The sequence below is a fragment of the Bradyrhizobium denitrificans genome (genome assembly GCF_013179005.1).
GTDB classification, from domain to species: domain Bacteria; phylum Pseudomonadota; class Alphaproteobacteria; order Rhizobiales; family Xanthobacteraceae; genus Bradyrhizobium; species Bradyrhizobium denitrificans.
Genome location: NZ_JABFDP010000019.1, coordinates 135,233 through 159,249, shown reverse-complemented (window position 1 = coordinate 159,249; position 24,017 = coordinate 135,233). Strand labels below are relative to the sequence as shown.

Below are 24,017 nucleotides of genomic sequence, written 5' to 3'. Positions count from 1 at the left end.
CGTACGATCGATGATCTCGGTCACGTCCCGCTGGTCCCCTCGCTGCACGCACATCGCGCAGCTTGGTCGAATGGTAATTGCGAAGCTGCCAAGATAGGCCTTGCCGATCAGCTCGAATTTGCGCGGCCGACTTCACCGTGCATTCACCACCCGGAGCAGCTGGGATCAGCGGATCAGGGCCACGTCGCGGAACGCGCCGATCAGCGGCTTCTCGAGCTTGCCCTCCATGCTCTGCAGGATCTCATAGGCCTTGTCGCGGGCCATCACCGGCTTGTAGCTGCGATATTCGATCAGCGCCGAGAAGATGTCGGAGATGGTGAGAATGCGCGTGAGGTCCGGGATGCTGTCGGCCATCAGCCCATCGGGATAGCCGCTGCCATCGAGAAACTCGTGGTGATGACGGACCGCATCGAGCACCTCGGTCGTGATCGCCGGGGTGCCTTTCAGGGCGTCATAACCTGCCGCCGGATGGGTCTCGACCAGCGCGCGTTCCTTGGTATCGAGGCGGCCCGGCTTGTCGAGAATGGCCAGCGGGATCTTCGCCTTGCCGATGTCGTGAAACATCGCGGCCATGTAGAGCCGCTCCAGATCCGTACTATGAACGCCAAGGCTCAGGCCAAAATCGACGGTAATGCCGGTGACCAGCAGACAATGCTGATAGGTGCCTTCATGATGACGGCGAACCGTCGCAAGCCAATCCGACAAGCCGTTCTCGGCGATGCAGTCGGCGATCCGCTTGCCGGCACGTCGGGTCTCGTCGACGTCGATCGCGGCGCCGCCGAGCACCGCCGCGAACATCGAGGCGATGCATGAAGCGCCTGCAAACGCGGCCTGGCGATCATCGGCCGCAACGCTCTTCGCATTGGATTGCGGGCGGGCATCGAGCAGTTTTCCCAGCAGCTGATTGCGGGTCGGCGTACTCGACAAGACGCTCGTGGCACCGAGCGCATAGGCCTGCACGGTCGACAGGCGTGACTTGTGGTTGGTCAGGAAGATGCGGCGCGGAATGCGCGCCAGCCGGTCGGAAATTTCTTTCAACGCCGTGATGTTGTCGACATCGCGCAGATCTGCGGATACGACGATCGCGTCAATGTCACCGCCGCGTATATCGGCGTCACCAATCAATTCAGATGTGAGCGAGCAGCGTTCGGCCAGCATGCCGCGTAGCAATGCGAGCTTGGCTGTATCGTCGCCAACGAGGTGAACGTTCATGTAGAACAGGTCCAGTGATCGTTCTGCACTTTAATGGGACCTGATGTTCCGCGAGAATCGTTAAATTTGAGCCATTCGTTCGGTCTCCGGCTACGGGTTTACGTTAGCTAAGAACTAACACTATTCTCTTTGAGCGGTAGCTGGTTCCGCCGCATCGCTGCTGCTGATCAGTTCAGGTGAGCGTCTTTGGCGTGTCTCGTCTGTAGGTTGTATTATTTGCTCGCGAGGACGGCGTTGTATTTTTGCGACATGCAGTCGTCGCCGGAGCCAGCGCGTCGGCGGTCGATGATCTCGTTCTGCTTGATCGTGAGCCGATACGTCTGGCGGCGGAGGGGAGCTCCGCTCGCGGAGATGATCTGGGCGCGCACACAGGCCGTCCATGCGTCACTCTCGTCGGCCCGCCGGGCTATGGAAGCTTCCAGCTCGCGGGGCTGCGTTGTCGCGACGAAAATCATGTCGAGGTTCTTGCGGACCAGGAGCGGAACGTCGGGGGGACTCTCGGGCGGCGACGGGGCGGCCTCCTTGGCGCGCATGAACGCCGGAAGACTGGAATGGCTGTCCGCGGCGCAGCCTGCGAGCAGCAGGGCAGCCAGAAGCGCCAATCGCGATGTGATCCGCCTCACTTTCGACCCGCCTCGCATCACCCGGGCGATCTAATCGGCGATCACGGCAAGGATGGGGGGATCTCGTGTCTGAACACGTCTGAACCATTGCGCTTTGCGTCTAATGTCGCGGCGGCGACGCGGCGGAGTTGCTCGCCGCAATGAACCGGGCCGCAAGCGACGTCGACCAACGGACATACCGCGCCCAGATTGGAGATCGTCATGTTCCGCCACGCTCTCGCAGCCGCCTTGCTTGCGGGCAGTCTGCTTGCCGGGCTGACGCCGGCTTTGGCCGAAAGCAGCCGGCTCGCGCTGGTGATCGGACAGTCGGCCTATCGGTCCGTGATGCCATTGCCGAACCCGGCGAATGACGCCAATGCCATGGCCAAGATGCTGGGAGAGGCCGGTTTCGATGTGACGATCGTCGTCGATCTTTCGCAGAAGGATCTCAACCGCGAGGTCGGTGATTTCGCGGCCAAGATCGCAACCAAGGGGCCCGAGACGGTGGCGCTGGTCTTCTATGCCGGCCATGGGCTGCAGATCGACGGCGAGAATTACCTGGTTCCCGTCGACGTCGATCCGCGGCGCGAAGCCGACATTCCTTTGCAGGCCGTGCGTCTCAACGATGTTCTCAACACGCTCAATTCAGTGCCGAGCCGGATGCGCATCCTGCTGCTCGATGCCTGCCGCAACAATCCGTTCCCGTCGATCAGCCAGAGCGCCGGCCGCGGTCTCGCGTTGCTCGATACGAAGAGCGGAGCACCCGGCACGTTTCTGTCCTATTCGACATCACCGGGCGCAGAGGCCGAGGACGGCAATGGCGCCAACAGCCCTTACACCACGGCCGTGCTCCAGGCCGCGCGCGAACCGGGCTTGCCGATCGAGGAGGCCTTCAAGCGGGTGCGCGTCGCCGTCAACAAGGCGACCGAAGGCCGGCAGACGCCCTGGGATTCCTCGTCGCTGACCGAGGATTTTCGTTTCGTCGGTGCAACCGACGCCAGCGCGGCCAATGCCGGGCCGCGGCCGGTGGTCGCCAAGCGCAGCGTCGACGAGTGGAAGCGCAACCTGCAGGGCAAGCCGATCGAGGCTGCGAACGAGATGATCGTCGGCGACGGCAGCGTCGAGGCCTACGAAGCCTTCGTCACGCTCTACACCGCGCCGCCTTTTGGCCCGCAGGCACGGCAATGGCTGGACCTTCACAACCGGATGGCGGCCTGGAACGAGGCCGTGCTGATCAACACGGTTGCGTCATATCAGACGTTTCTCGATCGTTATCCCGACAGCGACCTGACGCCGACCGCGCGCAAGCTGATTGAACGGCTGCGCAACCGTCCGGTGGTGACGCCGGTCGCCGCCGTAGCCAATGCGGCCATCCCCGTGAGTCCGCCCGTCGTGCCGACCAATGCCGCCCTCGGGCCGACCTGTCCGTGCTCTCCGTCACCACGCAAATTGGATACGCCCAAGCGGGCGGAAGAGAAGCCGGCGAAGAAGCGTGCCGAGGATCCGCCCAACAAGCGCGCCGGCCGCGCCCCGCGCTACCGCGATCCCGGCGATGATGTCGTGGTCTACGCGCCGCCGCCGCGGGACTATTATCCACCTCCGGTGCGGGTGGTGCCGCCCGCCGGCATCAGTATTGGCATCGGAATCGGTGGTGGCTATGGCGGCGGTGGCTACGGGCGGGGTCCCGTGACCTCCCCGACCCAGCGCGGCTACGGATATTGATGCCGGCTGACATCTGTGCCGTCGCGGTGGCCGTCCGAAGCGGCGGCCATTTTCGCGCGGCTCAACAGACGCCTCATCCAGCGATCCCGGTGGGTCTGCCAGCCGCCCCGCAATGATTCCGCTCGTCCCGCAGGCTCCGCCGCCCGTCCCATTGATGTCGACGCCGGGCTTGCCGCCAGCATCATGGTGCTGCGCGCCGCTCGCGGCGTTGTTCGCGACAAGGGAAAAGACATGGCGTTACGTCGGGATGCGATCGCAATTGTTGTCATCGTGGCGCACGGCCTTTTGGTGCAGGCGGCGGTTGCCTCGGCGCGGGCGTGGCCGCAATGGGGCGGTGATGCTGGCGGCACGCGGTTCTCACCGCTGGCGCAGATCACGCCGGCCAATGTCGACAAGCTGGTGCGGGCCTGGGACTACCACACCGGGGACAGCACGGTCCGGCCGCCTGCAGCGGCCCTGCGCACCAAATTCGAGGCGACGCCGCTGCTGATTGACGACAGCCTGGTGTTCTGCTCGCCGTTCAACGAGGTGATTGCGCTGGATCCTGGCACGGGCGTCGAGAAATGGCGCTTCGATCCGAAGCTCGCGAACGATCTGAGGCCGGCCAATCGATACGCCTGCCGCGGCGTCGCTCACTGGGTCGATGCGCAGGCGCCGGCTGACGCGGTCTGCCGCAGCAGGCTGTTCATGGGCACGGTCGACGCGCGGCTGATTGCGCTGGACGCCCGGACGGGCCGGCCCTGCGCGGGCTTCGGCGTCGGCGGAGAGGTGCGTATCGACCTCGGGACGGACCTGCTCTGGCCGGGCGAGTTTCAGATCACCTCGGCGCCGGCGGTCGGCCGCAATATGGTCGTGGTCGGCTCGTCGATCGCCGACAATCAGCGAGTCGCGGCGCCCCCCGGCACGGTGCGTGGCTTCGATGCGCGCACCGGCGCGTTGCGATGGAGCTTCGATCCGTTGATCCATGACGGCATCACGGCCGGCCACGCCAATGTGTGGGCGCCGATGTCGGTCGATGACGAACGTGGTCTCGTGTTCCTGCCGACGTCCTCGCCAAGCCCCGATTTCTTCGGTGGCGCGCGTCCCGGCGACAATCGCCACTCCGACTCCGTCGTCGCGCTGCGGATCGAGACCGGCGCGCTCGTCTGGTCGTTTCAGACCACGCATCACGACGTCTGGGACTACGATTTGCCGGCGCAACCGACGCTGGCGAGACTCGAGACCGGGCAGGGCGCGCGCGACGTCGTGATGCAGCCCACCAAGCAGGGCTTCGTGTTCGTGCTCGATCGCGACACGGGAGCGCCGATCTGGCCGGTGGAGGAGCGTGCGGTGCCGCAGGGCGCTGTCGATGGCGAACGGCTGTCGCCGACGCAGCCATTCCCGACCCATCTGCCGCCGCTGCTCGCGCAGCGTTTCACATCGGAGGACATCTTCCGTGTCGTGCCGCGCTTCGTCGATTCCTCCTGCGAGGATCAGCTCGCGCCGTTACGGAATGATGGCCTCTACACGCCGCCGACCACGCAAGGCACGTTGATCTATCCGATGACCGGCGGCGGCGTGAATTGGGGTGGCGCGGCGTTCGATCCCGTCCGCCAGATCCTTTACGCCAATGTCAGTCGGGCCATTCACATCGTCAGGCTGATCCCGCGTGACCAGGCCGACCGCATGCGATCACAGCCGGGGATCGAACTGGGTCTGCAGCGCGGCGCGCCCTTCGCCGTGACGCGGGCGATCGCGATGTCCAAACTCGGCCTATTGTGCAACCGGCCGCCCTGGGGGGAGATGGTCGCGCTCGACCTCAAGGCGGGCAAGGTGCTTTGGCGGTCAACGGTCGGCACCACGGAAGACCGCGCGCCACTCGGGCTGGCCTTCAAATGGGGGACCCCGCTCGTGAACGGCCTCGTCGTCACCGCCGGGGGACTCATCTTCACCGGCGCGATGGATGCGTATTTGCGCGCCTTCGATGCGGGCTCGGGCGAGGAGCTGTGGCAGGGGCGGCTGCCGGCCCCTGGTGTCGCCAATCCAATGACCTATCAGTGGAAGGGCGAACAATATGTGGTGATCGCCGCGGGCGGCCATTCCGAGGCGGGCACGACGCTCGGCGACGGCGTCGTGGCGTTTCGGCTGGCGCGGGTTGGCGAGTCGCCGTCCCTCTGGTCCCGCACCATCGACAGGCCGGGCGGCCGGCTCGCCGGTAGCGCGATGATGGCGGGCTTCGTCCTCGCCGCGCTGCTGCTGGCATGGTGGCAATGGCGTCGACGTCGCCGGCGCGCCTAGCGCATGATCCGCAAAGATGAAGACTGGCTCTCCGACGAGATCATGCTCAAAAAGAGCGATGAGATCGTGATGCGCGTCTGCGGAAACGCGTCATGATCTACGCGCGGTCAGTCGAATGCGACGCCGATCCGCTTGTCGTGGCTCCACACCGCATGGCAGCGCCGCGTGAACTTGTCGGAGGGGATCACCAGCGTGAAGGCTCCGGGCAGGCCGACCGGATTGACAACCTCGACGCGCGCGCCGGTATTCGACATGTTGCGGACCATGCAATCGACGGCGCCGCCGCCGTCGAACGCCAGCCTGCCTTGCTTCAGCACCCGGTGCCGGGGTGCGATCCGTTTCTCGTCTGTCTCGCTCATGGCCGTAACCCGATGCCGCTTGGCGCCGCCTTTCGCTTCAAATGCGCCTAAAATAAACCAGGGCCGGGTTTCATCGAGATAAATGCGGCTCGCGAAGATCGACATGCGATCTTCATCTTCTGTTAACGCCCGTAGCTTCCCGGATCAGAGCATCGCGAATGCGCTCGACACCATCGCGACGGGCTTGCCGTCAGTGGCGCTCGTCAGCGTGACACGGCCGAAGCTCATGGTGCGGCCGAGTCGGACAACGCGCGCATCGGCGAGCACATCGGAGGAGGCGACCGCGCGCATGAAATGCGTGGTCTGGTCGACCGTGGTCATCGGCCGGTAGCCGCTATTCGCCGTGACCATGGCGATCACCATCGCAGTGTCGGCGAAGGCCATCAGCGCCTGTCCGCAGACGACGCCATTGTCCCGGCACAGACGTGACGAGAACGGCATGCGCAGAATAGCGCCGGGCTCGCCCTGCGGCGTCGGCGCAATGTCCTCCACGGTCAAGGCAAGATCCTTGATCCAGGGCGCGAACACGTCGTCCAGGATTCGGCGCGCGTCGTCGAGGGTGAAGTTCAGGGCGTCAGTCGGCACGTACGGAGCCTCCCATGTCGTGTCATTTCGCCAGCCTTGATCGGGCGGGCAGCCGACCGATTGCCGCAGGCTGGCGGCTTGAAAAGGCCGGAGTTCGAATCCTATGATGAATGGCGGGCCGATGACAGCCGGCAGTGGATGGCCGGATTCGGCGCGGCGGCGTGGCTTGGCGCAGGGCGAAAGACTTGGCGCATGGCGAAGCGATGCTATAAGGCCCGCCACTATCGGGAGTAACCAATGAAGAAGCTGATTGTGACGATGGCGCTCGCCGTGGCTGCTGGCTGGGCTGTCCCGGCCGTGGCGCAGATGCCGAACATCAATCTTCTCGCTGACGGTCCCTCCAAGACGCCTGAGGAGAAGGAAGCCGAGGCGGCGCGCGAGAAGGCCTACAAGGACACGATGCGCAAGATCCCCGACGCCAAGACCTCCGCTGACCCATGGGGCAATGTTCGCGCCGTGGAACAGCCGAAAACGGCGCCGGCCGTGAAGACCACGGCAGCCAAGAAGCCCAAGGCGAACCCTACGACCAACTGAGCGCTGCCGCACTCGGCCGCCTGTGCCGTCCAGGCAAGATCGGCGATAGGCCCGGGTGGCAGTATGCCGGACTCGGATTCCGTGCGGCCTCGTCTATATTGACGGGGTGTAACGCGCTGGAGTTCGTCGATGGGATTGCGTCCGCGTGACATTGCCAGCCGGATGGCGGCCCGGCGCCGTAAGGGCGACGGCTATGTCCGTGACACGTTCAAGTTGCCGCGCGAGGAAGCACGCGCCAAGGCTCGCGACTATCTCACCCGATATCCGAAGGCGGGCTATATGAGCGCCGTCGAAAGCTGGCGCGAGCTGCCCGACGGGGCCATCGAGTTTACGATGCGGCGCCTGCCGAGCGCCGACTGAGCCGCTGCGAGACGATCATTCCTTTTCGCCCAGCAGTTTGCGCGTGTCGCGATTGATGAAGTGAAGCCGGGTACAGGCCTTGCAGACCACCGTTTCATACGCGCAGGCCGGGTCGCCCGGCTTCGGCTCTTCCAGCCAATGCTGCACGTTCATCCCGGTTCGCGGACATTTGAAGATCAGATTACCCATACAAATTTAAATGTCTGCCAGGACGGGAACAGGCATTTTGATCTAAATCAAAGTCTCACGAAGAATGGCCGGTCGCTCTACGTTCGCAACAGGCAATGATTGAATCTCAATTGCTGTTTCTACCTGGGAGATATGAATGGCCGCTATCACGCCTGATCGAGGGATTCCGCGACGATCCTGATCCGGAATACGGGCTGCCTCGCTTCGTCGAGCAACTCCATCTGCCATTCGGAGTTTTCGGCAAGCTTTCGCGAGATGCTGCTCGCCATGTCGGCGCAGACAGTGGTCATCTCTTTCCAGGCTGCATTCCGATCGGCACATTCGGTGCCATACTCGGACGCGCCGGAGAAGTGGCCATTACGGATACGAAAGAAATAGAGCGGCATTGCCAAAACCGTTGACCCCTGACCGCCCCAGGCCGCTGGGTTTGATGAACGCAGGGTAAATGGATGCGGAAAACCCAATCGGATCAATTCCGGTAAAATACGGTCGATGACGACCGCACCGGCACAGCGGAAACGTGTCCGCGGTGAAGCCTCACCCCTGATCTGCTGTAATCTTGGGCGGCCTGTGAACTGAAACAAGTGAGCCTCGGACCGCGGCGGTCCGAGGCTCCGCGTCAACGTCGTAGCTTCCCGACGGGGCAGTTCGGCAATGACAATTGCAACTATATGACAGGGCGTGCGCGCATGCTTTGCGACAGGTCAACGCTCGTCGCATAGGGGACCGACACCACATCCGCCGCGGCGTTTTCCCGAAACAGTCAGGGCCATCAACCGGTCTCAGCGATCGATGATCCGCTCCGGCGCGACCGCCAGGCGGTACGCGACGGCGGTCGAACCATCCGGCGTTTCGAGCAGCGCGTCGCATAGAGGGCAGCGCACGTCACCCGGTGGGCACGCATATGACCGCAGTTCGATGCGCTGCAAACCGGCTCTGCAGGAGAGGCACATGACCTCATCTTGTTTCATCCCCTCATGATGCACGAGCGGCACGATCAGTTCCGCGCGGATTGCGCCGGGCTGTATGACAACACCGTGCGGGGAGGCGGACGATCCAAAACGTCGAAAGCCCCGGACGGGGTCCGGGGCTTTCTCTCGCCCTTTGGCGCGGATGGTTTCAGGGCCGTGCGCCTAGAGGTGACAAAGCGCGGCCGTAAATCATGTGCTGATATCGGCCAGCTATCATCGCAACAAACAAACAAATTCGGGGCTGATCAAAAATCTGTTCGTGTCCGACAACCGAACCCATATATCGCAACCAAGAGTTTATGACAATGCTTGTTGTCCGATCCACTCCAGAGCGACTTGCGGGTCAGTGTTGCGCAGCGCGCGGTTCCGCCCCCGGGGCCATCCCTTTCGGCTGGCGTGGAAGAGATCGCTCTTTGCGGCCTGCGGCGCTTTATCTGCTGACCATCATATCGCGGCCATGGAACAAGCTGAGGGGGGCGCGGGGCGCATCGCATGGAGCGCATGACCGATGAAGCTCAGGCAGAAACGGATCGGATTGCACGAGAAATAAGCTGTCGCACGCGCTACGAGCCGAACAAAAGCAGAAGAGCGGTTGGAACTTCGTTCTTCTCAGGAGAACCACGGAGGTGCGGTCAGCGCACGCGCGCAGAAGTTGGTTGTTTCAAGGAAAAGTCTTGACCAGCACGATCGGACCGACAATGGCCGCATTGAACTCAGCAAGGTGCTCGCTCGGAATCCAGTACTCGAGATGATCGCGTCCGCCGGCCTCGCGTACCTCATAGCGATCGACGAAAGTGCGCAGCACCTCGAAGCGCAGCACGTGACCGCTGCCGCTCGCCGGCACGTTCCAGTCGCGCGCGATCTTCACCGCGTAGGCCTCGGTCAGCACGGGATAGAAGATCGGCTGCTCCGGCAGCCGCGGCGGAAACGCACGCATGCCCGACGCCGCGATCAGTGCGAGTTCCTTCGGACCCACCGGGCGCCATAGGGTGATCGTCGGGTTGGCGATGGTCATGTGGTTTCAAGGGAGGCCGGTGATCTGGTCTCTCCAGACCAAGCAGAACGGCACGGCTCCGGCAAGTTTTTCGTCATTGTCTCAATCTGTGATTGTCGTTCGATCTGCTTCGGTGGGGAGATGTGGCACCGAGCCTGCGGTCTTGTCCTGATCAGCGCCCGCCGATCATGCCCCCGCGCAGCGCCTGTGCCTCAGCGGGCAGCCCTGGCGCTGGGAACCGGTGCGTACTGCCGGGCGCGAGCGCGCGCCGGTCTGGCTCAGGCTCGGGATGTCCAGCGACCAGGGCAACTGGCTCTCTCGGGGCGCTATGAGCCGAAGCTGTAAATGCCCCCGAATGCGAGAAAGAACATATTGCGAACAAAGAACAGATCGGGTACATTCACCTCAAGATTGTTGCCCGGCCTCGTTAACCATTTGTCCATCCCGCGAATCCCCGCCATAAGGAGCGCCAATGTCCGCCACCGCCCTGCGTATCGTCGAAGGTTCCTCAATGGATAAGAGTAAGGCGCTCTCCGCTGCGCTGTCCCAGATCGAGCGTCAGTTCGGCAAGGGCTCGGTGATGAAGCTGGGCAAAAACGACCGCTCGATGGATGTCGAGACGGTGTCGACCGGTTCGCTCGGGCTGGACATCGCGCTCGGGATCGGCGGTCTGCCGAAGGGGCGGGTGATCGAGATCTATGGGCCGGAATCGTCGGGCAAGACCACTCTGGCCTTGCACACCGTCGCCGAGGCTCAGAAGAAGGGCGGCATCTGCGCCTTCATCGATGCCGAGCATGCGCTCGATCCGGTCTATGCGCGCAAGCTGGGCGTCAACATCGACGAGCTGCTGATCTCCCAGCCGGATACCGGCGAGCAGGCGCTGGAGATCTGTGACACCCTGGTTCGTTCCGGCGCGGTCGATGTGCTGGTGGTCGACTCGGTGGCGGCGCTGGTGCCGAAGGCCGAGCTCGAGGGCGAGATGGGCGAGTCGCTGCCGGGCCTGCAGGCCCGCTTGATGAGTCAGGCGCTGCGCAAGCTCACAGCCTCCATCAACAAGTCCCATACCATGGTGATCTTCATCAACCAGATCCGCATGAAGATCGGTGTGATGTACGGCTCGCCGGAAACCACCACAGGCGGCAACGCGCTCAAATTCTACGCCTCGATCCGTCTCGACATCCGCCGCATCGGCGCGATCAAGGAGCGCGATGAGGTGATCGGCAACACGACCCGCGTCAAGGTGGTCAAGAACAAGCTGGCGCCGCCGTTCAAGCAGGTCGAGTTCGACATCATGTATGGCGAGGGCGTGTCGAAGATGGGCGAGATCCTCGATCTCGGCGTCAAAGCCGGCATCGTCGAGAAGTCCGGTGCCTGGTTCTCCTATGACAGCCAGCGGCTCGGGCAAGGGCGCGAGAATTCGAAGTCGTTCCTCAAGGCCAACCCCGATATGACGGCGAAGATCGAGGCCGCGATCCGCCAGAACTCCGGCCTGATCGCCGAGCAGATCCTGGCCGGCAACGCGGAGCGCGATGCCGACGGTGAGGAGCCGGCGGAGGAGTAGGGGGACGACGGCGGCGGGGGCCGTGGACGTGAGTAGCCGACGTTCCGGCGCCCGCTTGCAGATGTGTGGTGCTCTATCGAAAACCGCGGCTGCTGCGTTCCCGAGTGCCGCGAGTATCCGTTTCTGAGCGCCGGATAAGATCTTCAACGCGACTAACTTAAAGTGCGCGCGGGCGGACCGGATCCGCGCGGCGGCGTTGCGATTTCCGACGCCAATCCTGGGCGTCGGGCGTCGATCGCGAACGTGTTGCTCGCGCCTTGAGCCAATCAGGTCGTCCCGGAGCCAACAGCATGACGCGTTTGTTTCTAGTGGCTGACGATCCCAGCGCCGGAGCGCTTCGGAGGAGCGGCTTTGCCGATCTGGTGGTACCAATTCTCCATCGTTTCGTGTGGGGACCGTTGCCATCCGACGCCGAGTTGTCGGCCAATCTCGCCCAGCGCACCGCGCGACGGAAGCGGGGGCATTGGTTGGACTTCGCCTCGCGTGGCGACTTCAAGGCGGTCGGCGGCCGAAGTCACAGTTTTCTCGAACTTGTCGACCGTTGCGATAGCGTCGAACTGTGGATGGGGACCCGTCCGAACGACCAGTTGGTGCTGATTTGGCTCTTGGACTATCTGCGCGATCACGCGGAGATCGCGACGAAGATCGTATTGCGGCATGTCGATGTCCCGCTATTCGATGCCCCGGCCGGGCGACGCGCCGGTCGGATGATGGCCGGCGTCGAGCTTGCACGTGCGCATCTCGACCTGGGTCATCTGGCATGGCAGGCGTTTCGTGCGCCGACGCCGCAAGCCTGGTCCGATCTGTTGAAGCAGGATCTCAGTGCGCTGCCGCAGCTTCGCCGCTGCGTGCAGGAGATGCTCGATGAGCTTCCCGGTGTTGCGACGGGCCTCGGAGCATCGGAGCTGAGAATCCTCGAATTGCTGTCAGCCGGCTATCAGCACCCGTTCGACCTGTTGCCGCATCATCGGGATCGCTTTCAACGCCGCGTCTATGACTATTGGGAAGGAGGCACGTTGCTCGACGGTCTGGCGCTGGCACGGGTGCCTGCAATTGCCGGCCTTGCCGAATGGCCATTCTCGGTCGAGATGCACGACCGCCGTGAAAGCCTCGAGCGCTACACGGCCAGCACCCTGTCGCTGACACCGCTCGGCAAGGCAATCCTCGCCGGCGAGGAGGATTTCAGCAGCCATAATCCGATCCGGCGCTGGTGGGGCGGCACCGAATTGACCAACGCCAATCTCTGGCGTTGGCATGCGGTGCTCGTCGCGCCGGATCCCGGCATGCCTGACCTCATTGATTGTCGCGAGCCGTGGTGTGCGATCTCTTGGGACATGCGTGAGGAGGCTTACTCCGCGGCCTGTGCGTAGTCGCCAATCGGCGGACACGAGCAGACCAGGTTGCGATCGCCATAGACATTGTCGACGCGTCCGACGGGGCACCAATATTTGTCGGTGCGCGAGGTGCCTTCGGGGAAGCAGCCCTCGCTGCGGCGATAGGCGCGGTTCCAATCGTCATCGGCGATGTCGTGCACCGTGTGCGGCGCGTGGCGCAGCGGTGAGGCCTCGATGGTGAAACGGCCCTGTTCGACCGCGGCGATCTCCTTGCGGATCGCGATCATGGCATCGCAGAAGCGGTCGAGCTCGGCTTTCGATTCCGACTCGGTCGGCTCGATCATCAATGTGCCCGCCACCGGGAAGCTCATCGTTGGCGCATGGAAGCCATAGTCGATCAAGCGCTTGGCGATGTCGTCGACGGTCACCCCGCAGGTCTGCTTCAGCGGCCTGGGATCGATGATGCATTCATGCGCGATGCGGCCGCGTTCGTTGCGATAGAGCACCGGGAAATGCGGATCCAGGCGCGCCGCCACGTAATTGGCGTTGAGGATCGCGATTTCGGTGGCGCGGGTGAGGCCTTCGCCGCCCATCAGGAGCATGTAGATGTAGGAGATGGTCAGGATCGAGGCCGAGCCGTAGGGAGCGGCCGAGACCGGTCCGACGGGAGACGGCGTCGCGGCGTCGGTCGCGGGGTGACCCGGCAGGAACGGCGCCAGGTGCGCCTTGACGCCGATCGGGCCCATGCCCGGGCCGCCGCCGCCATGCGGAATGCAGAACGTCTTGTGCAGGTTGAAATGGCTGACATCGGCGCCGTAGTCGCCGGGCCGGGAGAGGCCGACCTGCGCATTGAGATTGGCGCCGTCGAGATAGACCTGGCCGCCATGGGCATGGACGATGTCGCAGATGTCGCGGATATGCTCCTCGAACACGCCGTGGGTCGAGGGATAGGTGATCATGATCGCCGCGAGCTTGGCGCTGTGCAGCTCGGCCTTGGCCTTGAGATCGGCAAGATCGACATTGCCGTTGCTGTCGCAGCCGACGACGACGACCTCCATGCCGACCATGTGCGCAGAGGCCGGGTTGGTGCCGTGGGCGGAGGAGGGGATCAGGCAGATCGTGCGATGACCCTCGCCGCGTGCGGCGTGATAGCCGCGGATCGCGAGCAGGCCGGCATATTCACCCTGTGCGCCCGAATTCGGCTGCAGCGACACCGCGTCATAGCCGGAGATCCGGCACAGCCAGTCCTGCAGATCGGCGAACATCGTGTGATAGCCGGCGGCCTGCGCGCGCGGCACGAACGGATGCAGGCTGGAGAATTCCGGCCAGGTCAGCGGAATCATCTCGGTGGTCGCATTCAGCTTCATCGTGCAGGAACCGAGCGGAATCATCGCGCGGTCGAGCGCGAGATCGCGGTCGGCGAGCTTGCGCAGATAGCGCAGCATCTCGGTTTCGGAGCGATGCGCGTGGAACACCGGATGGGTCAGGAACGGCCGCTGCCGCTTCAGCTCGGCCGGGACAGCGTCGCGCGCCTCGGCTTCGATGGCCGCGTAGGAGAGCTCGCCGCCAAAGGCGCGCCAGACGGCTTCGACGACATCGGCCGTCGTGGTCTCGTCGAGCGCGATCCGCAGCCGGCTGCCGTCGCGCCCGAGATTGATCCGCTGGCTTTCCGCACGCGTGATGATCGCATCGCATTTGGCGCCGGCCTCGACGAGGACCGTATCGAAGAAGCTGTCGCTCGCCGGTGCGAAGCCGAGCTTGCGCAGCCCGGCGGCCAGCACTGCAGCCCGGCGATGCGCGGTCCGGGCGATCGATTTGAGCCCGTCGGGACCATGATAGACCGCGTACATCGCGGCGATCACCGCGAGCAGCACCTGCGCGGTGCAGATGTTCGAGGTCGCCTTCTCGCGCCGGATGTGCTGCTCGCGGGTCTGCAGCGCCAGGCGATAGGCGGGAGCACCGCGCGAATCGACCGAGAGGCCGACGATGCGGCCGGGCAGCGACCGCTTCAGCGCGTCGCGCACCGCCATATAAGCGGCATGCGGTCCGCCATAGCCCATCGGTACGCCGAAGCGCTGCGCCGAGCCGATCGCGATGTCGGCGCCGAGCTCGCCGGGCGAGGCGATCACCGTCAGTGCCAGCAGGTCGGCGGCGAGAATCGCCAGCGCACCCTTGTCGTGCAGCTTGGCGATATCGGCGCGCGGATCGCGCAGCGCGCCCGTGGTCTCCGGATATTGCAGCAGGCCGCCGAACACCTCGGCGCCGTCCAGATCCTTGACCGGATCGCCGACGATCAGCTGCCAGCCCAGCGGCTCGGCGCGGGTGCGCAGCACGGCCAGCGTCTGCGGATGCACGTTCCTGTCGACGAAGAACGCCTTGGTCTTGGCTCGCGCCGAACGCTCGGCGAGCGCCATCGCCTCGGCCGCCGCAGTGCCCTCGTCGAGCAGCGAGGCGTTGGCGACGTCGAGCCCGGTGAGGTCGCAGATCATGGTCTGAAAGTTGAACAGCGCCTCAAGCCGGCCCTGGCTGATCTCGGGCTGATACGGCGTATAGGCCGTGTACCAGGCCGGGTTCTCCAGGATGTTGCGCTGGATCACCGCCGGCATGATCGTGCCGGAATAGCCTTGGCCGATCAGCGAGGTGAACACCTGGTTCTGTGCGGCCAGCGCCCGCATGTGGCCGATCGCCTCGACCTCGCTCAAGGCCGGTTCGAGCGTGAGCGGCGTGGCCTGGCGAATCGTGCCGGGCAGGGTCTGCGCCATCAATTCGGCGACGCTCTTGGCGCCGACGGTCTCCAGCATCGCCGCGACATCACGGGGCGATGGACCGATATGGCGGCGGGCGAAGCTGGTGGCGGCATCATCGAGCGGCTTGAGCGGCGTGGTCATGAGGGCCTCGCTGGAAGATCCAAAGTTGGTGTCATCGTCCGTCCCACGGTCTCGCCTGCGGCGAGCCCGTGGACAGGCTGCAGCGGACGATCCAGTACGCCGAGGCGTCTCTGGTCGACCGCTGCCGCTGGTGTGAGTACTGGATGCCCCGCCTGCGCGGGGCATGATGGCGGGTGTGGTGGCCCGCAGAGGTCTCACGCCGTGTGCGCCTTGTACGCGGCCTCATCCATCAGGCCGCCGAGCTCGCTTTTGTCGGCGATCTTGAGCTTGAAGAACCAGGCCTTGCCGCCGGCGTCAGTGTTGACCAAAGCGGGCTCGTCGACGATGGCCTGGTTGACCTCGACCACCTCGCCGGTGATCGGCGCGTAGACGTCGGAGGCGGCCTTGACCGATTCGACCACGGCGGCGGCCTCCGTCTTCTTCAGCGCGCGGCCGACCTGCGGCAGTTCCACGAAGACGACGTCGCCGAGCTGGGCCTGCGCGAAATCGGTGATACCGATGGTGGCGACATCGCCCTCGATGCTGAGCCATTCATGGTCGGAAGTGTAGAGCGTGGTCATGGACGTCCTTCAGCGCTTTGCAGGGTCAACGTTTGTAGGTGTTGGGAACGAACGGCGTGGCGGCGACGCGCAGCGGCAGTCGCTGGCCACGCACGTCGGCGAAAAGCACGGTGTCCAGTGCGGAGAGAGCGGTCGGCACATAGCCCATCGCGACCGGTGCATTCAGCGTCGGACCGAAACCGCCGGAGGTCACCTTGCCGATCGGCTCGGCCGAATCGGCCGTCGCGAACAACGTCGCGCCCTCGCGGACCGGCGCGCGGCCTTCGGGCTTCAGACCCACGCGGCGGCGGGCCGCGCCACTATCGAACTGCGCCAGGATCTTGCCCGCGCCCGGGAAGCCACCCGCACGGGCGCCGCCGCTGCGGCGGACCTTCTGCACCGACCATTCCAGCGCCGCCTCCACGGGCGTCGTAGCCGTGTCGATGTCATGTCCATAGAGACAGAGCCCGGCTTCGAGCCGCAGGCTGTCGCGGGCCCCGAGCCCGATCGGCAGCACGTCCTTGTCGGACAGCAGCGCTTCGGCGAGTTGCTCGGCCTTGTCGGCCGGGACCGAAACTTCGTAGCCGTCCTCGCCGGTATAGCCGGAGCGCGAGACGTAGCAGGTGAGCCCGTCGACGTTGCGCGGCCCCGCATCCATGAACCGCATGGCCTCGGCGTCCGCACAGAATTTCGCCAGCACGGACGCTGCCTTCGGGCCTTGCAACGCCAGCAGCGCCCGGTCGGCGAGAGGCTGCACGTCGCAGACGCCCGAAAGTCCGTCGCGCAGCAGCTGAATGTCGGCGTCCTTGCAGGCAGCGTTAACGACCAGCACCAGATGCTCGCCGAAATTCGCCACCATCAAGTCATCGAGAATGCCGCCCTCGGCATTGGTGAACTGGGCATAACGCTGGCGCCCGGGCGGAATACCGATGATGTCCTGCGGCACCAGCCGTTCCAGCGCGGCTGCGGCGTCGGCGACTGTGCCGGATTTCGGCACCACAGCGACCTGGCCCATATGGGACACGTCGAATAGTCCAGCCGCGGCGCGGGTATGGAGGTGCTCCTTGAGCACGCCGGGCGCGTATTGCACGGGCATCTCATAGCCCGCGAATGGCACCATCTTGCCGCCGAGGCTGACATGCAGCGCATAAAGCGGCGTTCGCTTGAGAGGAGAGGCGGGAGTAGCAACGGGTTCAGCCATGGATCAGGGGTCCTCGCGCGGTTCCTCGGGACCAGTCCCGAAAAACGCCACCGAAGCCCCATCTGTCGCTGTGCCTGAGAGTATTATCCCGTCGGCGGACACTTCCCGGGATCAGGCCCGGCCAGCGTCTCTTTCCAGATGCAGTAGCAGTCGCGAGGGTCCTTTTGCCTGAGAGTTTCCGGGGCGGTTGCTCCTTCGGCGCCGATCCTTGAAGTTCAAGCAGAACCTCAAGAGAGCGGTCTCTCCCGACGCGACTGTCGTCAACGCCGCCGACCAAACACCAGGGCGCGCGAACTGTCAACGCGTCACGCTGGCTTTCAACCAGCTTTAGGAGCCGTGCAGCAAGCCCATGATGTTTCTGCACAGTTTCTGGACAGGCGAAGTCCGCTTGTCTAAAAGCAATGCCGCCGAATTCCCGGACTTCTTCGATTGGATTGCTATGAGCGGCGTCAACGAGATCAGGTCGACCTTCCTCAACTTCTTCGCCGCGAACGGCCACGAGATCGTGCCGTCCTCGCCGCTCGTGCCGCGCAACGACCCGACCTTGATGTTCACGAACGCCGGCATGGTGCAGTTCAAGAACGTCTTCACCGGCGTAGAGAAGCGGCCGTACCACCGCGCCACCACGTCGCAGAAATGCGTTCGTGCCGGCGGCAAGCACAACGATCTCGACAATGTCGGCTACACCGCCCGGCATCACACCTTCTTCGAGATGCTCGGCAACTTCTCCTTCGGCGACTACTTCAAGGAGAACGCGATCGAGCTCGCCTGGAAGCTCGTTACCAAGGAGTTCGGTCTCCCCAAGGACAAGCTGACCGCGACCGTCTATATCGACGACGACGAGGCGTTCGGCCTCTGGAAGAAGATCGCGGGCCTCCCTGAGTCGCGTATCATCCGCATCGCGGGCTCGGACAATTTCTGGCAGATGGGCGACACCGGCCCGTGCGGCCCGTGCTCGGAGATCTTCTACGACCATGGCGACAAGGTCTGGGGTGGCCCGCCTGGCTCGCCGGAGGCCGATGGCGACCGCTTCATCGAGATCTGGAACCTCGTGTTCATGCAATACGAGCAGCTCGAGGGCGGGGTCCGCAATCCCCTGCCGAAGCCGTCGATCGACACCGGTGCGGGCCTCGAGCGCGTCGCCGCGGTGCTGCAGGGCAAGCACGACAATTACGACATCGACCTGTTCGTCGCCCTGATCCGCGCCATCGCCGACCTCACCAATGCCGATCCGCAGGGCCCGCAGAAGGCGAGCCTGCGCGTCATCGCCGACCACCTGCGCGCCTCGTCGTTCCTGATCTCGGACGGCGTGCTGCCCTCCAATGAAGGCCGCGGCTATGTGCTGCGCCGGATCATGCGCCGCGCGATGCGCCACGCCCAGCTGCTCGGCGCCCGCGAGCCGTTGATGCACAAGCTGGTCGGCGCGCTGACCCGCGAGATGGGCCAGGCCTATCCGGAGCTGATCCGCGCCGAGGCGCTGATCAAGGAGACGCTGCGGCTCGAAGAGACCCGCTTCCGCAAGACCTTGGAGCGCGGCCTTGCGATCCTCGACGAGAAGTCGTCCACCCTCAAGAAGGGCGACATGTTCGACGGCGACGTCGCCTTCACCCTTTACGACACCTATGGCTTCCCGCTCGACCTCACCCAGGACGCGCTGAAATCGCGCGGCATCAGTGTCGACCAGGCCTCCTTTACCGACGCGATGGAGCGTCAGCGCGCCAAGGCGCGCGCGGCCTGGGCCGGAAGCGGCGAGGCGGCGACCGAGAATGTCTGGTTCCCGCTGCGCGAGAAGCTCGGTGCCACCGAGTTCCTCGGCTACGAGACCGAGACGGCGGAGGGCGCCGTCACCGCGCTGGTCAAGGACGGTGCCGAGGTCGACGGCCTCAAGGCCGGCGAGAGCGGCGCGATCGTGCTGAACCAGACGCCGTTCTATGGCGAGTCCGGCGGCCAGGTCGGCGACACCGGCGTGATGAGCGGCGATGGCGTTCGCGTTCGCATCACCGACACCCAGAAGAAGGCCGGCGACCTGTTCGTGCATATCGGCACCGTGGAGCAGGGCACGCTCAAGCTCGGCGCCGCGCTGCAGCTTGAGGTCGATCACGGCCGCCGCTCCGCGATCCGCGCCAACCATTCGGCGACCCACATCCTGCACGAGGCGCTGCGCCAGGTGCTTGGCGACCACATCGCGCAGCGCGGCTCGCTGGTCTCGCCCGACCGGCTGCGCTTCGACTTCGCCCATCCCAAGCCGATCTCGGCGGAGGAACTCGCCCGCGTCGAGGACATCGCCAACGACGTCGTGCTGGAGAATGCCGAGGTCACGACCCGGTTGATGGCGCTCGACGACGCCCGCGAGGCCGGCGCAAGGGCGCTGTTCGGCGAGAAATATGGCGACGAGGTTCGCGTCGTCTCGATGGGCAACGCCGCGCGCGACCAGGCCTCCAATGCGCAAGCCTCCAATGCAATGGGCTGGTCGGTCGAGTTGTGCGGCGGCACCCACGTCAAGCGCACCGGCGATATCGGCCTGATCGCGGTCACCTCGGAGAGCGCGGTGTCATCCGGCGTTCGCCGCATCGAGGCGCTGACGGCGCGCGGCGCCCGTGCCCATGCCAACCACAATCTCTCGCTCGCCAAGGCCGCCGCGGCCGAGCTGCGCACCACCGTCGACGAGGTGCCGGCGCGCATCGCGGCGCTGATGGAGGAGCGCAAGAAGCTCGAGCGCGAGCTGTCGGATGCGCGCAAGAAGCTTGCGATGGGCGGCGGCGCCGCGGCCGGCGGGTCCGCTTCCGGCATCCGTGAGGTCGCCGGCGTCAAGCTGATGGCCCGCGCCGTCGAGGGCGTCGAGATGAAGGATCTCAAGTCGCTGGTCGACGAGGCCAAGAAGCAGCTCGGCTCCGGCGTCGTGGCCATCGTCGGCCGCGCCGAGGACGGCAAGGCCGGCGTGGTCGTCGGTGTCACCGCCGATCTCACCGCGCGCTTCAACGCGGTCGAGCTGGTGCGCGCGGCATCGGAGGCGCTGGGCGGCAAGGGCGGCGGTGGCCGTCCCGACATGGCCCAGGCCGGCGGTCCCGATGGTTCCAAGGCGGAGGCCGCGCTCGCCGCGATCGAGAGCGCGATCAGCAGGGCGGGCTGATCGTGCCGCCGCTCGGGCCGGGGCAGAGCATTCGCGATCCCGACCTGCGGGACCGGCTCTACGAGCTGCTCGAGCACGACCATCTGCCGCTGTCGGTCGGTTCGCGCCTGGTGCGGGCGGTCGTCATCGTGATCTTTGCCGACGTCCTGGCGACGGTCCTGGCCTCGGTGCCGCATCTCGACGCCCGCTTCGGCGCGACCTTCACCACGGTGAAGGTCATGGCCGTGCTGGTGTTCGGCTTCGAATATGTCGCCCGTCTCTGGAGCGTCGCCGGCCATACGCCGCTGCATGTGTCGCCGTTGCGCGACCGTCTGCAATACGCCTTCTCCGCGCTCGGCCTCATTGATCTCTGCGCCTTCCTGCCGGCTGCCCTCGTGCTCGCCTTCGGCGATCACGCCACGCTTGCAGTGCTGGTCGTGCTGCCCTTCCTCAAGCTGGTGCGCTATTCGCCGGCGATGCGCTCGCTGTTGGCCGCGATCCAGGCCGAGCGCCGCACCTTGGTCGGCTGCATCGCGATCCTGGCCGGCGCCGTGCTGCTGTTCGCCTCGCTGCTCTACGCGGTCGAGCGCAACGTGCAGCCCGACAAGTTCGGCACCATCCCCGACGCGATGTGGTGGGCGATCGTGACGCTCGGCACCGTCGGCTATGGCGACGTGGTGCCGGTGACCCCGCTCGGCAAGGCGATCTCGGTGTTCACCATCGTCGGCGGCCTCGCCATGATCGCGCTGCCGGTCGCCATCATCTCCAGCGCTTTTGCTGATGAGGTGAAGCGGCGCGACTTCGTCGTCACCTGGGGCATGCTGGCGCGGGTGCCGCTGTTCTCGCATCTCGCCGCCGCCGAGATCGCCGACATCATGCGGCTGTTGCGCGCGCGCACCATCGAGGCCGGCGAGATCCTCGTCCGCCGCGGCGATGTCGCCTCGTCGATGTATTTCATCACCGCGGGCGAGGTCGAGATCGAGCTGCCGACGCAATGCGTGCGGCTTGCCGACGGCACGTTCTTCGGCGAGATCGCGCTGCTGCATCGGACCAAGCGCTCCGGCACCGTCAAGGCGACGCGCAAGACGCGGCTGCTGGTGCTCGATGCGCAGGATTTCCACGCGCTGATCGCGCGCATGCCGGCGCTCGCCGCCCACGTCACCACCACGGCGAAAGCGCGCATGGCCGATTCCGGCGACCTCGCCATCGCCGAACTGTCGCAGGTCGAGCACGACGACCAGCCGGGCGGGTAGGGAACGCGACACGTCCGCTGCCATCCTCCCCTGGAGGGAGAGGGTCGGCTCACATGAGCGCAGCGCATGTGAGCCGGGGTGGGGGTCTCTCCACGCGCACCAGCGTCCCCGCCATCCACGTCGTTCGGCGCCCTGAGAGCGACGTGGATGCCCGGGACGGAGTCCGGGCATGACGCCTTGGAGGCCGGGTCGCGAAACGACTCAGATCGTCCTGTGGGACAGAATGAGATATGCGTTTCGACGCGAGCCCAGGGCGGCGCCGACACAGGCGAACGCATCCCATCTTCCAACCAGTCAAACAGCCGGGCGTGCAGGCGCGATCCCGCGGCGCGTGGCGTCCGGGAGATGCAGCGGCGTCCGCCCTCGACAATGATGAGGGCGCAGGGAATGCCGGGCGAAGGCCTCGCCCATGGCCCGCCTGCGAACAAAAATGCAGGCGGCAGGTACCACAGGTTCAGCCGAACATCCGGCATTCCCTGCGCGGCAGTTTTAACGCTTATACGCGATCTCCTCGGTGCACCGGGCTTGTTGGCCACCGTGGCGACGACGCGCGTCACGCACGCCATCGCGGGACACCAGCATCGGGGTGTCAGGACCACGCGACTTCACGTCCGCAAGCGCATCATTCGTCCGCACCATTGAGGTGCGCTGATGCCCTCACGTCCACCGCATTGCCGGCCCAACGTCTCGTGACGACGCGTACGCCCCTCATCCGGACCGGAACGCGCGCAGCATATGCATGGAATGCTGATTTTCGGAAGATATTTATTTCTCCGCGAAGCTCTTGAAACGGACGATGGCGTTGAAGCTGCGGATGAAATACGCCGTTCGCCGCGAGGTGATCCGGGGGCAATCGGGACCAATTTCGCTGCGCACACGGCAGGCACGCTGCTCGTCGGGCAAATCGGCGAACGGCAGGTCACTGCAGGACCTGCGTCCAACTCGAGCGATGACAAGACCGATTGTGAGGCAAGCGGACCAAACCGCGATTTGCCAGTGACGGTCGCTTGTGACCAGCCGTCTTGGTGACCCGGTCTTAGCCTTGGCAATCGCCCTTGACCAAATCATCGGATATCGTAGGACGGAATAGGGTCTCGTGAGGGGCGAATGAGACGGCGCCGGTTTATCTCACTTCTGGGCGGAGCCGCGTTGGCGCCGTTCAACGCAATGCCAGTGTTCGCGCACCCACCCGATAGCTGCGGCGTCCCGCTTGCGCGGGAGGACGGCTGGCCCATCGCTCTCGTTGGCGAGGACAAACTCATAGACCACGCCGCGCTGTGCCGGATAGCGGAGCGGCTCGCCGCCCTCGGCAACCCCAATGTACATGCCGTGCTCGTCGTCCGCGCTGGCAATTTGGTGTTTGAACAATACTTCAAGGGTTCGGACGAGGTGCCCGGCCGCTTTTACGGCAGCAGGGTGGCAGATATCAACTTCGACGCCGATACGCTGCATAACGTGAAGTCGGTCTCGAAGAGCGTCGCGTCTCTCGTCCTCGGGATCGCGGTTGACCGCGGGCTGGTAAACAGCGTCAACGATCCGATCTTCAGCTTCTTTCCCGAATTGTCTGACTTGCGATCTCCCGAAAAGGAACGCATTCAGTTGTCGCACGCGCTCTCCATGTCGATGGGTCTAGAGTGGGTGGAGGCGACCCCGGCCACTGGAGACAATAACATAGGTCGCCCGATCCGTGTCGTTACGTCCTCGGTCTTCCAGTGAAGACTCCAGCCGGAACAGAATTCTTGTACAACACCGGCGCGCTCACTCTGGTGTCTGCCATCATCCGCAAGGCGACCGGACGCCCGCTCGACGAATTTGCCCGAGAGAACTTGTTCGAGCCGTTAGGCATCACCAAGGTCGAGTGGACGCGGATAAAGGGGGATACCGATGCTGGCGGAGGATTGCGCTTGCGACCGCGCGATATGGCAAAAATCGGCCAGCTAGTTCTTGCGGGCGGCTGCTGGAACGGCCGCCAGATCGTGTCCAAGGCATGGATCGAGACCTCGACAGCCCCTAGGATCAAGATCTCGGACGGTCGATCTTATGGATACCTTTGGTGGCTTGGTCGTTCCCTGGTCAACGGGCGCATGTTTCACCGGGCTGAGGCGCTTGGCCGAGGCGGGCAGCAGATTCGCATCGTTCCCGAACTCGATCTCGTTGTGGTGGTCACCGCAGGGTACTACCAGGACTATAGTCCCCGAGCCTTTCAAGTGCAGTCCGATGTTTTCAGAGACGTCTTACGGGCGATTTCGTCTTCTGGCTGACATACAAGCGCCACCACCAGCCTGCGTGCCGGATTTCCGCTTCTGGACCCAAAGGCGACATAGTCG

The 24,017-nt window shown here is 64.8% G+C and carries 21 protein-coding genes and 1 riboswitch; of the genes, 10 read left to right on the top strand and 11 right to left on the bottom strand.

Annotated features, from left to right (window positions below):
* Nucleotides 1-165 precede the first annotated feature (165 nt).
* Nucleotides 166-1,212, bottom strand: a complete 1,047-nt coding sequence (locus HL671_RS22090; RefSeq protein ID WP_012045391.1) for an HD-GYP domain-containing protein — start codon at nucleotides 1,210-1,212, stop codon at nucleotides 166-168.
* Between the two features lie 212 nt (nucleotides 1,213-1,424).
* Nucleotides 1,425-1,814 carry a hypothetical protein gene (locus tag HL671_RS22085; RefSeq protein WP_012045390.1) on the bottom strand — a complete coding sequence of 130 codons (390 nt, stop codon included), beginning with the start codon at nucleotides 1,812-1,814 and terminating at the stop codon, nucleotides 1,425-1,427.
* 222 nt (nucleotides 1,815-2,036) lie between these two features.
* Here HL671_RS22085 and HL671_RS22080 point away from each other — a divergent pair, with 222 nt between their 5' ends.
* The gene (locus HL671_RS22080; RefSeq protein ID WP_172238509.1) at nucleotides 2,037-3,536 is read left to right on the top strand and encodes a caspase family protein; all 1,500 of its coding nucleotides are present in this window, start codon (nucleotides 2,037-2,039) and stop codon (nucleotides 3,534-3,536) included.
* A gap of 231 nt (nucleotides 3,537-3,767) precedes the next feature.
* Complete coding sequence (locus HL671_RS22075) at nucleotides 3,768-5,813, top strand: pyrroloquinoline quinone-dependent dehydrogenase (protein WP_172238506.1); 2,046 nt, start codon at nucleotides 3,768-3,770, stop codon at nucleotides 5,811-5,813.
* A gap of 107 nt (nucleotides 5,814-5,920) precedes the next feature.
* Here the strand turns inward: HL671_RS22075 and HL671_RS22070 are convergent, their stop codons facing one another.
* Together HL671_RS22070 and HL671_RS22065 are read right to left on the bottom strand one after the other, a co-directional pair.
* Nucleotides 5,921-6,172 carry a PilZ domain-containing protein gene (locus tag HL671_RS22070; RefSeq protein ID WP_012045388.1) on the bottom strand — a complete coding sequence of 84 codons (252 nt, stop codon included), beginning with the start codon at nucleotides 6,170-6,172 and terminating at the stop codon, nucleotides 5,921-5,923.
* A 144-nt stretch (nucleotides 6,173-6,316) separates the two neighbouring features.
* Nucleotides 6,317-6,757, bottom strand: a complete 441-nt coding sequence (locus HL671_RS22065) for a PaaI family thioesterase (protein ID WP_172238503.1) — start codon at nucleotides 6,755-6,757, stop codon at nucleotides 6,317-6,319.
* Between the two features lie 237 nt (nucleotides 6,758-6,994).
* On the opposite strand from HL671_RS22065, the gene HL671_RS22060 reads away from it, so the two are divergent.
* Together HL671_RS22060 and HL671_RS22055 are read left to right on the top strand one after the other, a co-directional pair.
* Complete coding sequence (locus tag HL671_RS22060; RefSeq protein ID WP_012045386.1) at nucleotides 6,995-7,291, top strand: hypothetical protein; 297 nt, start codon at nucleotides 6,995-6,997, stop codon at nucleotides 7,289-7,291.
* A gap of 129 nt (nucleotides 7,292-7,420) precedes the next feature.
* Nucleotides 7,421-7,651: a hypothetical protein gene (locus HL671_RS22055; RefSeq protein WP_172238500.1), complete on the top strand. Its 231-nt coding sequence runs from the start codon at nucleotides 7,421-7,423 to the stop codon at nucleotides 7,649-7,651.
* Nucleotides 7,652-7,666: 15 nt separating this feature from the next.
* On the opposite strand, the gene HL671_RS22050 is transcribed toward HL671_RS22055, so the two are convergent.
* The 4 genes from HL671_RS22050 to HL671_RS22035 all read right to left on the bottom strand — a co-directional run bounded on the left by HL671_RS22050 (nucleotide 7,667) and on the right by HL671_RS22035 (nucleotide 9,826).
* Nucleotides 7,667-7,804 carry a hypothetical protein gene (locus tag HL671_RS22050; protein WP_172238317.1) on the bottom strand — a complete coding sequence of 46 codons (138 nt, stop codon included), beginning with the start codon at nucleotides 7,802-7,804 and terminating at the stop codon, nucleotides 7,667-7,669.
* Between the two features lie 182 nt (nucleotides 7,805-7,986).
* On the bottom strand, nucleotides 7,987-8,226 hold the full coding sequence (locus tag HL671_RS22045) for a DUF6894 family protein (RefSeq protein WP_012045383.1): 240 nt from the start codon (nucleotides 8,224-8,226) through the stop codon (nucleotides 7,987-7,989).
* Nucleotides 8,227-8,622: 396 nt separating this feature from the next.
* Nucleotides 8,623-8,835 carry a hypothetical protein gene (locus tag HL671_RS22040; protein ID WP_012045382.1) on the bottom strand — a complete coding sequence of 71 codons (213 nt, stop codon included), beginning with the start codon at nucleotides 8,833-8,835 and terminating at the stop codon, nucleotides 8,623-8,625.
* 637 nt (nucleotides 8,836-9,472) lie between these two features.
* Nucleotides 9,473-9,826: a hypothetical protein gene (locus HL671_RS22035; protein WP_041750887.1), complete on the bottom strand. Its 354-nt coding sequence runs from the start codon at nucleotides 9,824-9,826 to the stop codon at nucleotides 9,473-9,475.
* A gap of 451 nt (nucleotides 9,827-10,277) precedes the next feature.
* Here HL671_RS22035 and recA point away from each other — a divergent pair, with 451 nt between their 5' ends.
* Nucleotides 10,278-11,366 carry a recombinase RecA gene (gene recA, locus HL671_RS22030; protein WP_012045380.1) on the top strand — a complete coding sequence of 363 codons (1,089 nt, stop codon included), beginning with the start codon at nucleotides 10,278-10,280 and terminating at the stop codon, nucleotides 11,364-11,366.
* 290 nt (nucleotides 11,367-11,656) lie between these two features.
* Nucleotides 11,657-12,736, top strand: a complete 1,080-nt coding sequence (locus HL671_RS22025) for a DUF1835 domain-containing protein (protein ID WP_172238497.1) — start codon at nucleotides 11,657-11,659, stop codon at nucleotides 12,734-12,736.
* Here HL671_RS22025 and gcvP read toward each other — a convergent pair.
* From gcvP to gcvT, 3 genes are all read right to left on the bottom strand, one after another.
* Entirely contained in the window at nucleotides 12,715-15,588 is a 2,874-nt protein-coding gene (gcvP, locus tag HL671_RS22020) for an aminomethyl-transferring glycine dehydrogenase (protein ID WP_172238494.1), read from the bottom strand. The two genes, HL671_RS22025 and gcvP, sit on opposite strands and share 22 nt — an antisense overlap.
* Nucleotides 15,589-15,782: 194 nt before the next feature.
* Nucleotides 15,783-16,148: a glycine cleavage system protein GcvH gene (gene gcvH, locus HL671_RS22015; protein ID WP_172238491.1), complete on the bottom strand. Its 366-nt coding sequence runs from the start codon at nucleotides 16,146-16,148 to the stop codon at nucleotides 15,783-15,785.
* Between the two features lie 25 nt (nucleotides 16,149-16,173).
* A complete protein-coding gene (gene gcvT / locus HL671_RS22010) occupies nucleotides 16,174-17,328 on the bottom strand; it encodes a glycine cleavage system aminomethyltransferase GcvT (RefSeq protein ID WP_172238488.1) in 1,155 nt (384 codons plus the stop codon).
* A gap of 146 nt (nucleotides 17,329-17,474) precedes the next feature.
* A riboswitch (glycine riboswitch) is annotated at nucleotides 17,475-17,586 on the bottom strand.
* Nucleotides 17,587-17,767: 181 nt separating this feature from the next.
* On the opposite strand from gcvT, the gene alaS reads away from it, so the two are divergent.
* From alaS to HL671_RS38820, 4 genes are all read left to right on the top strand, one after another.
* A complete protein-coding gene (alaS, locus tag HL671_RS22005; protein WP_172238562.1) occupies nucleotides 17,768-20,458 on the top strand; it encodes an alanine--tRNA ligase in 2,691 nt (896 codons plus the stop codon).
* Between the two features lie 2 nt (nucleotides 20,459-20,460).
* Nucleotides 20,461-21,690, top strand: coding sequence for a cyclic nucleotide-gated ion channel (locus HL671_RS22000; RefSeq protein ID WP_172238485.1), 1,230 nt, complete (start codon nucleotides 20,461-20,463; stop codon nucleotides 21,688-21,690).
* Between the two features lie 1,149 nt (nucleotides 21,691-22,839).
* Entirely contained in the window at nucleotides 22,840-23,406 is a 567-nt protein-coding gene (locus HL671_RS38825) for a serine hydrolase (RefSeq protein ID WP_283813094.1), read from the top strand.
* A 23-nt stretch (nucleotides 23,407-23,429) separates the two neighbouring features.
* A complete protein-coding gene (locus tag HL671_RS38820; RefSeq protein ID WP_283813093.1) occupies nucleotides 23,430-23,951 on the top strand; it encodes a serine hydrolase domain-containing protein in 522 nt (173 codons plus the stop codon).
* Nucleotides 23,952-24,017: the final 66 nt, after the last annotated feature.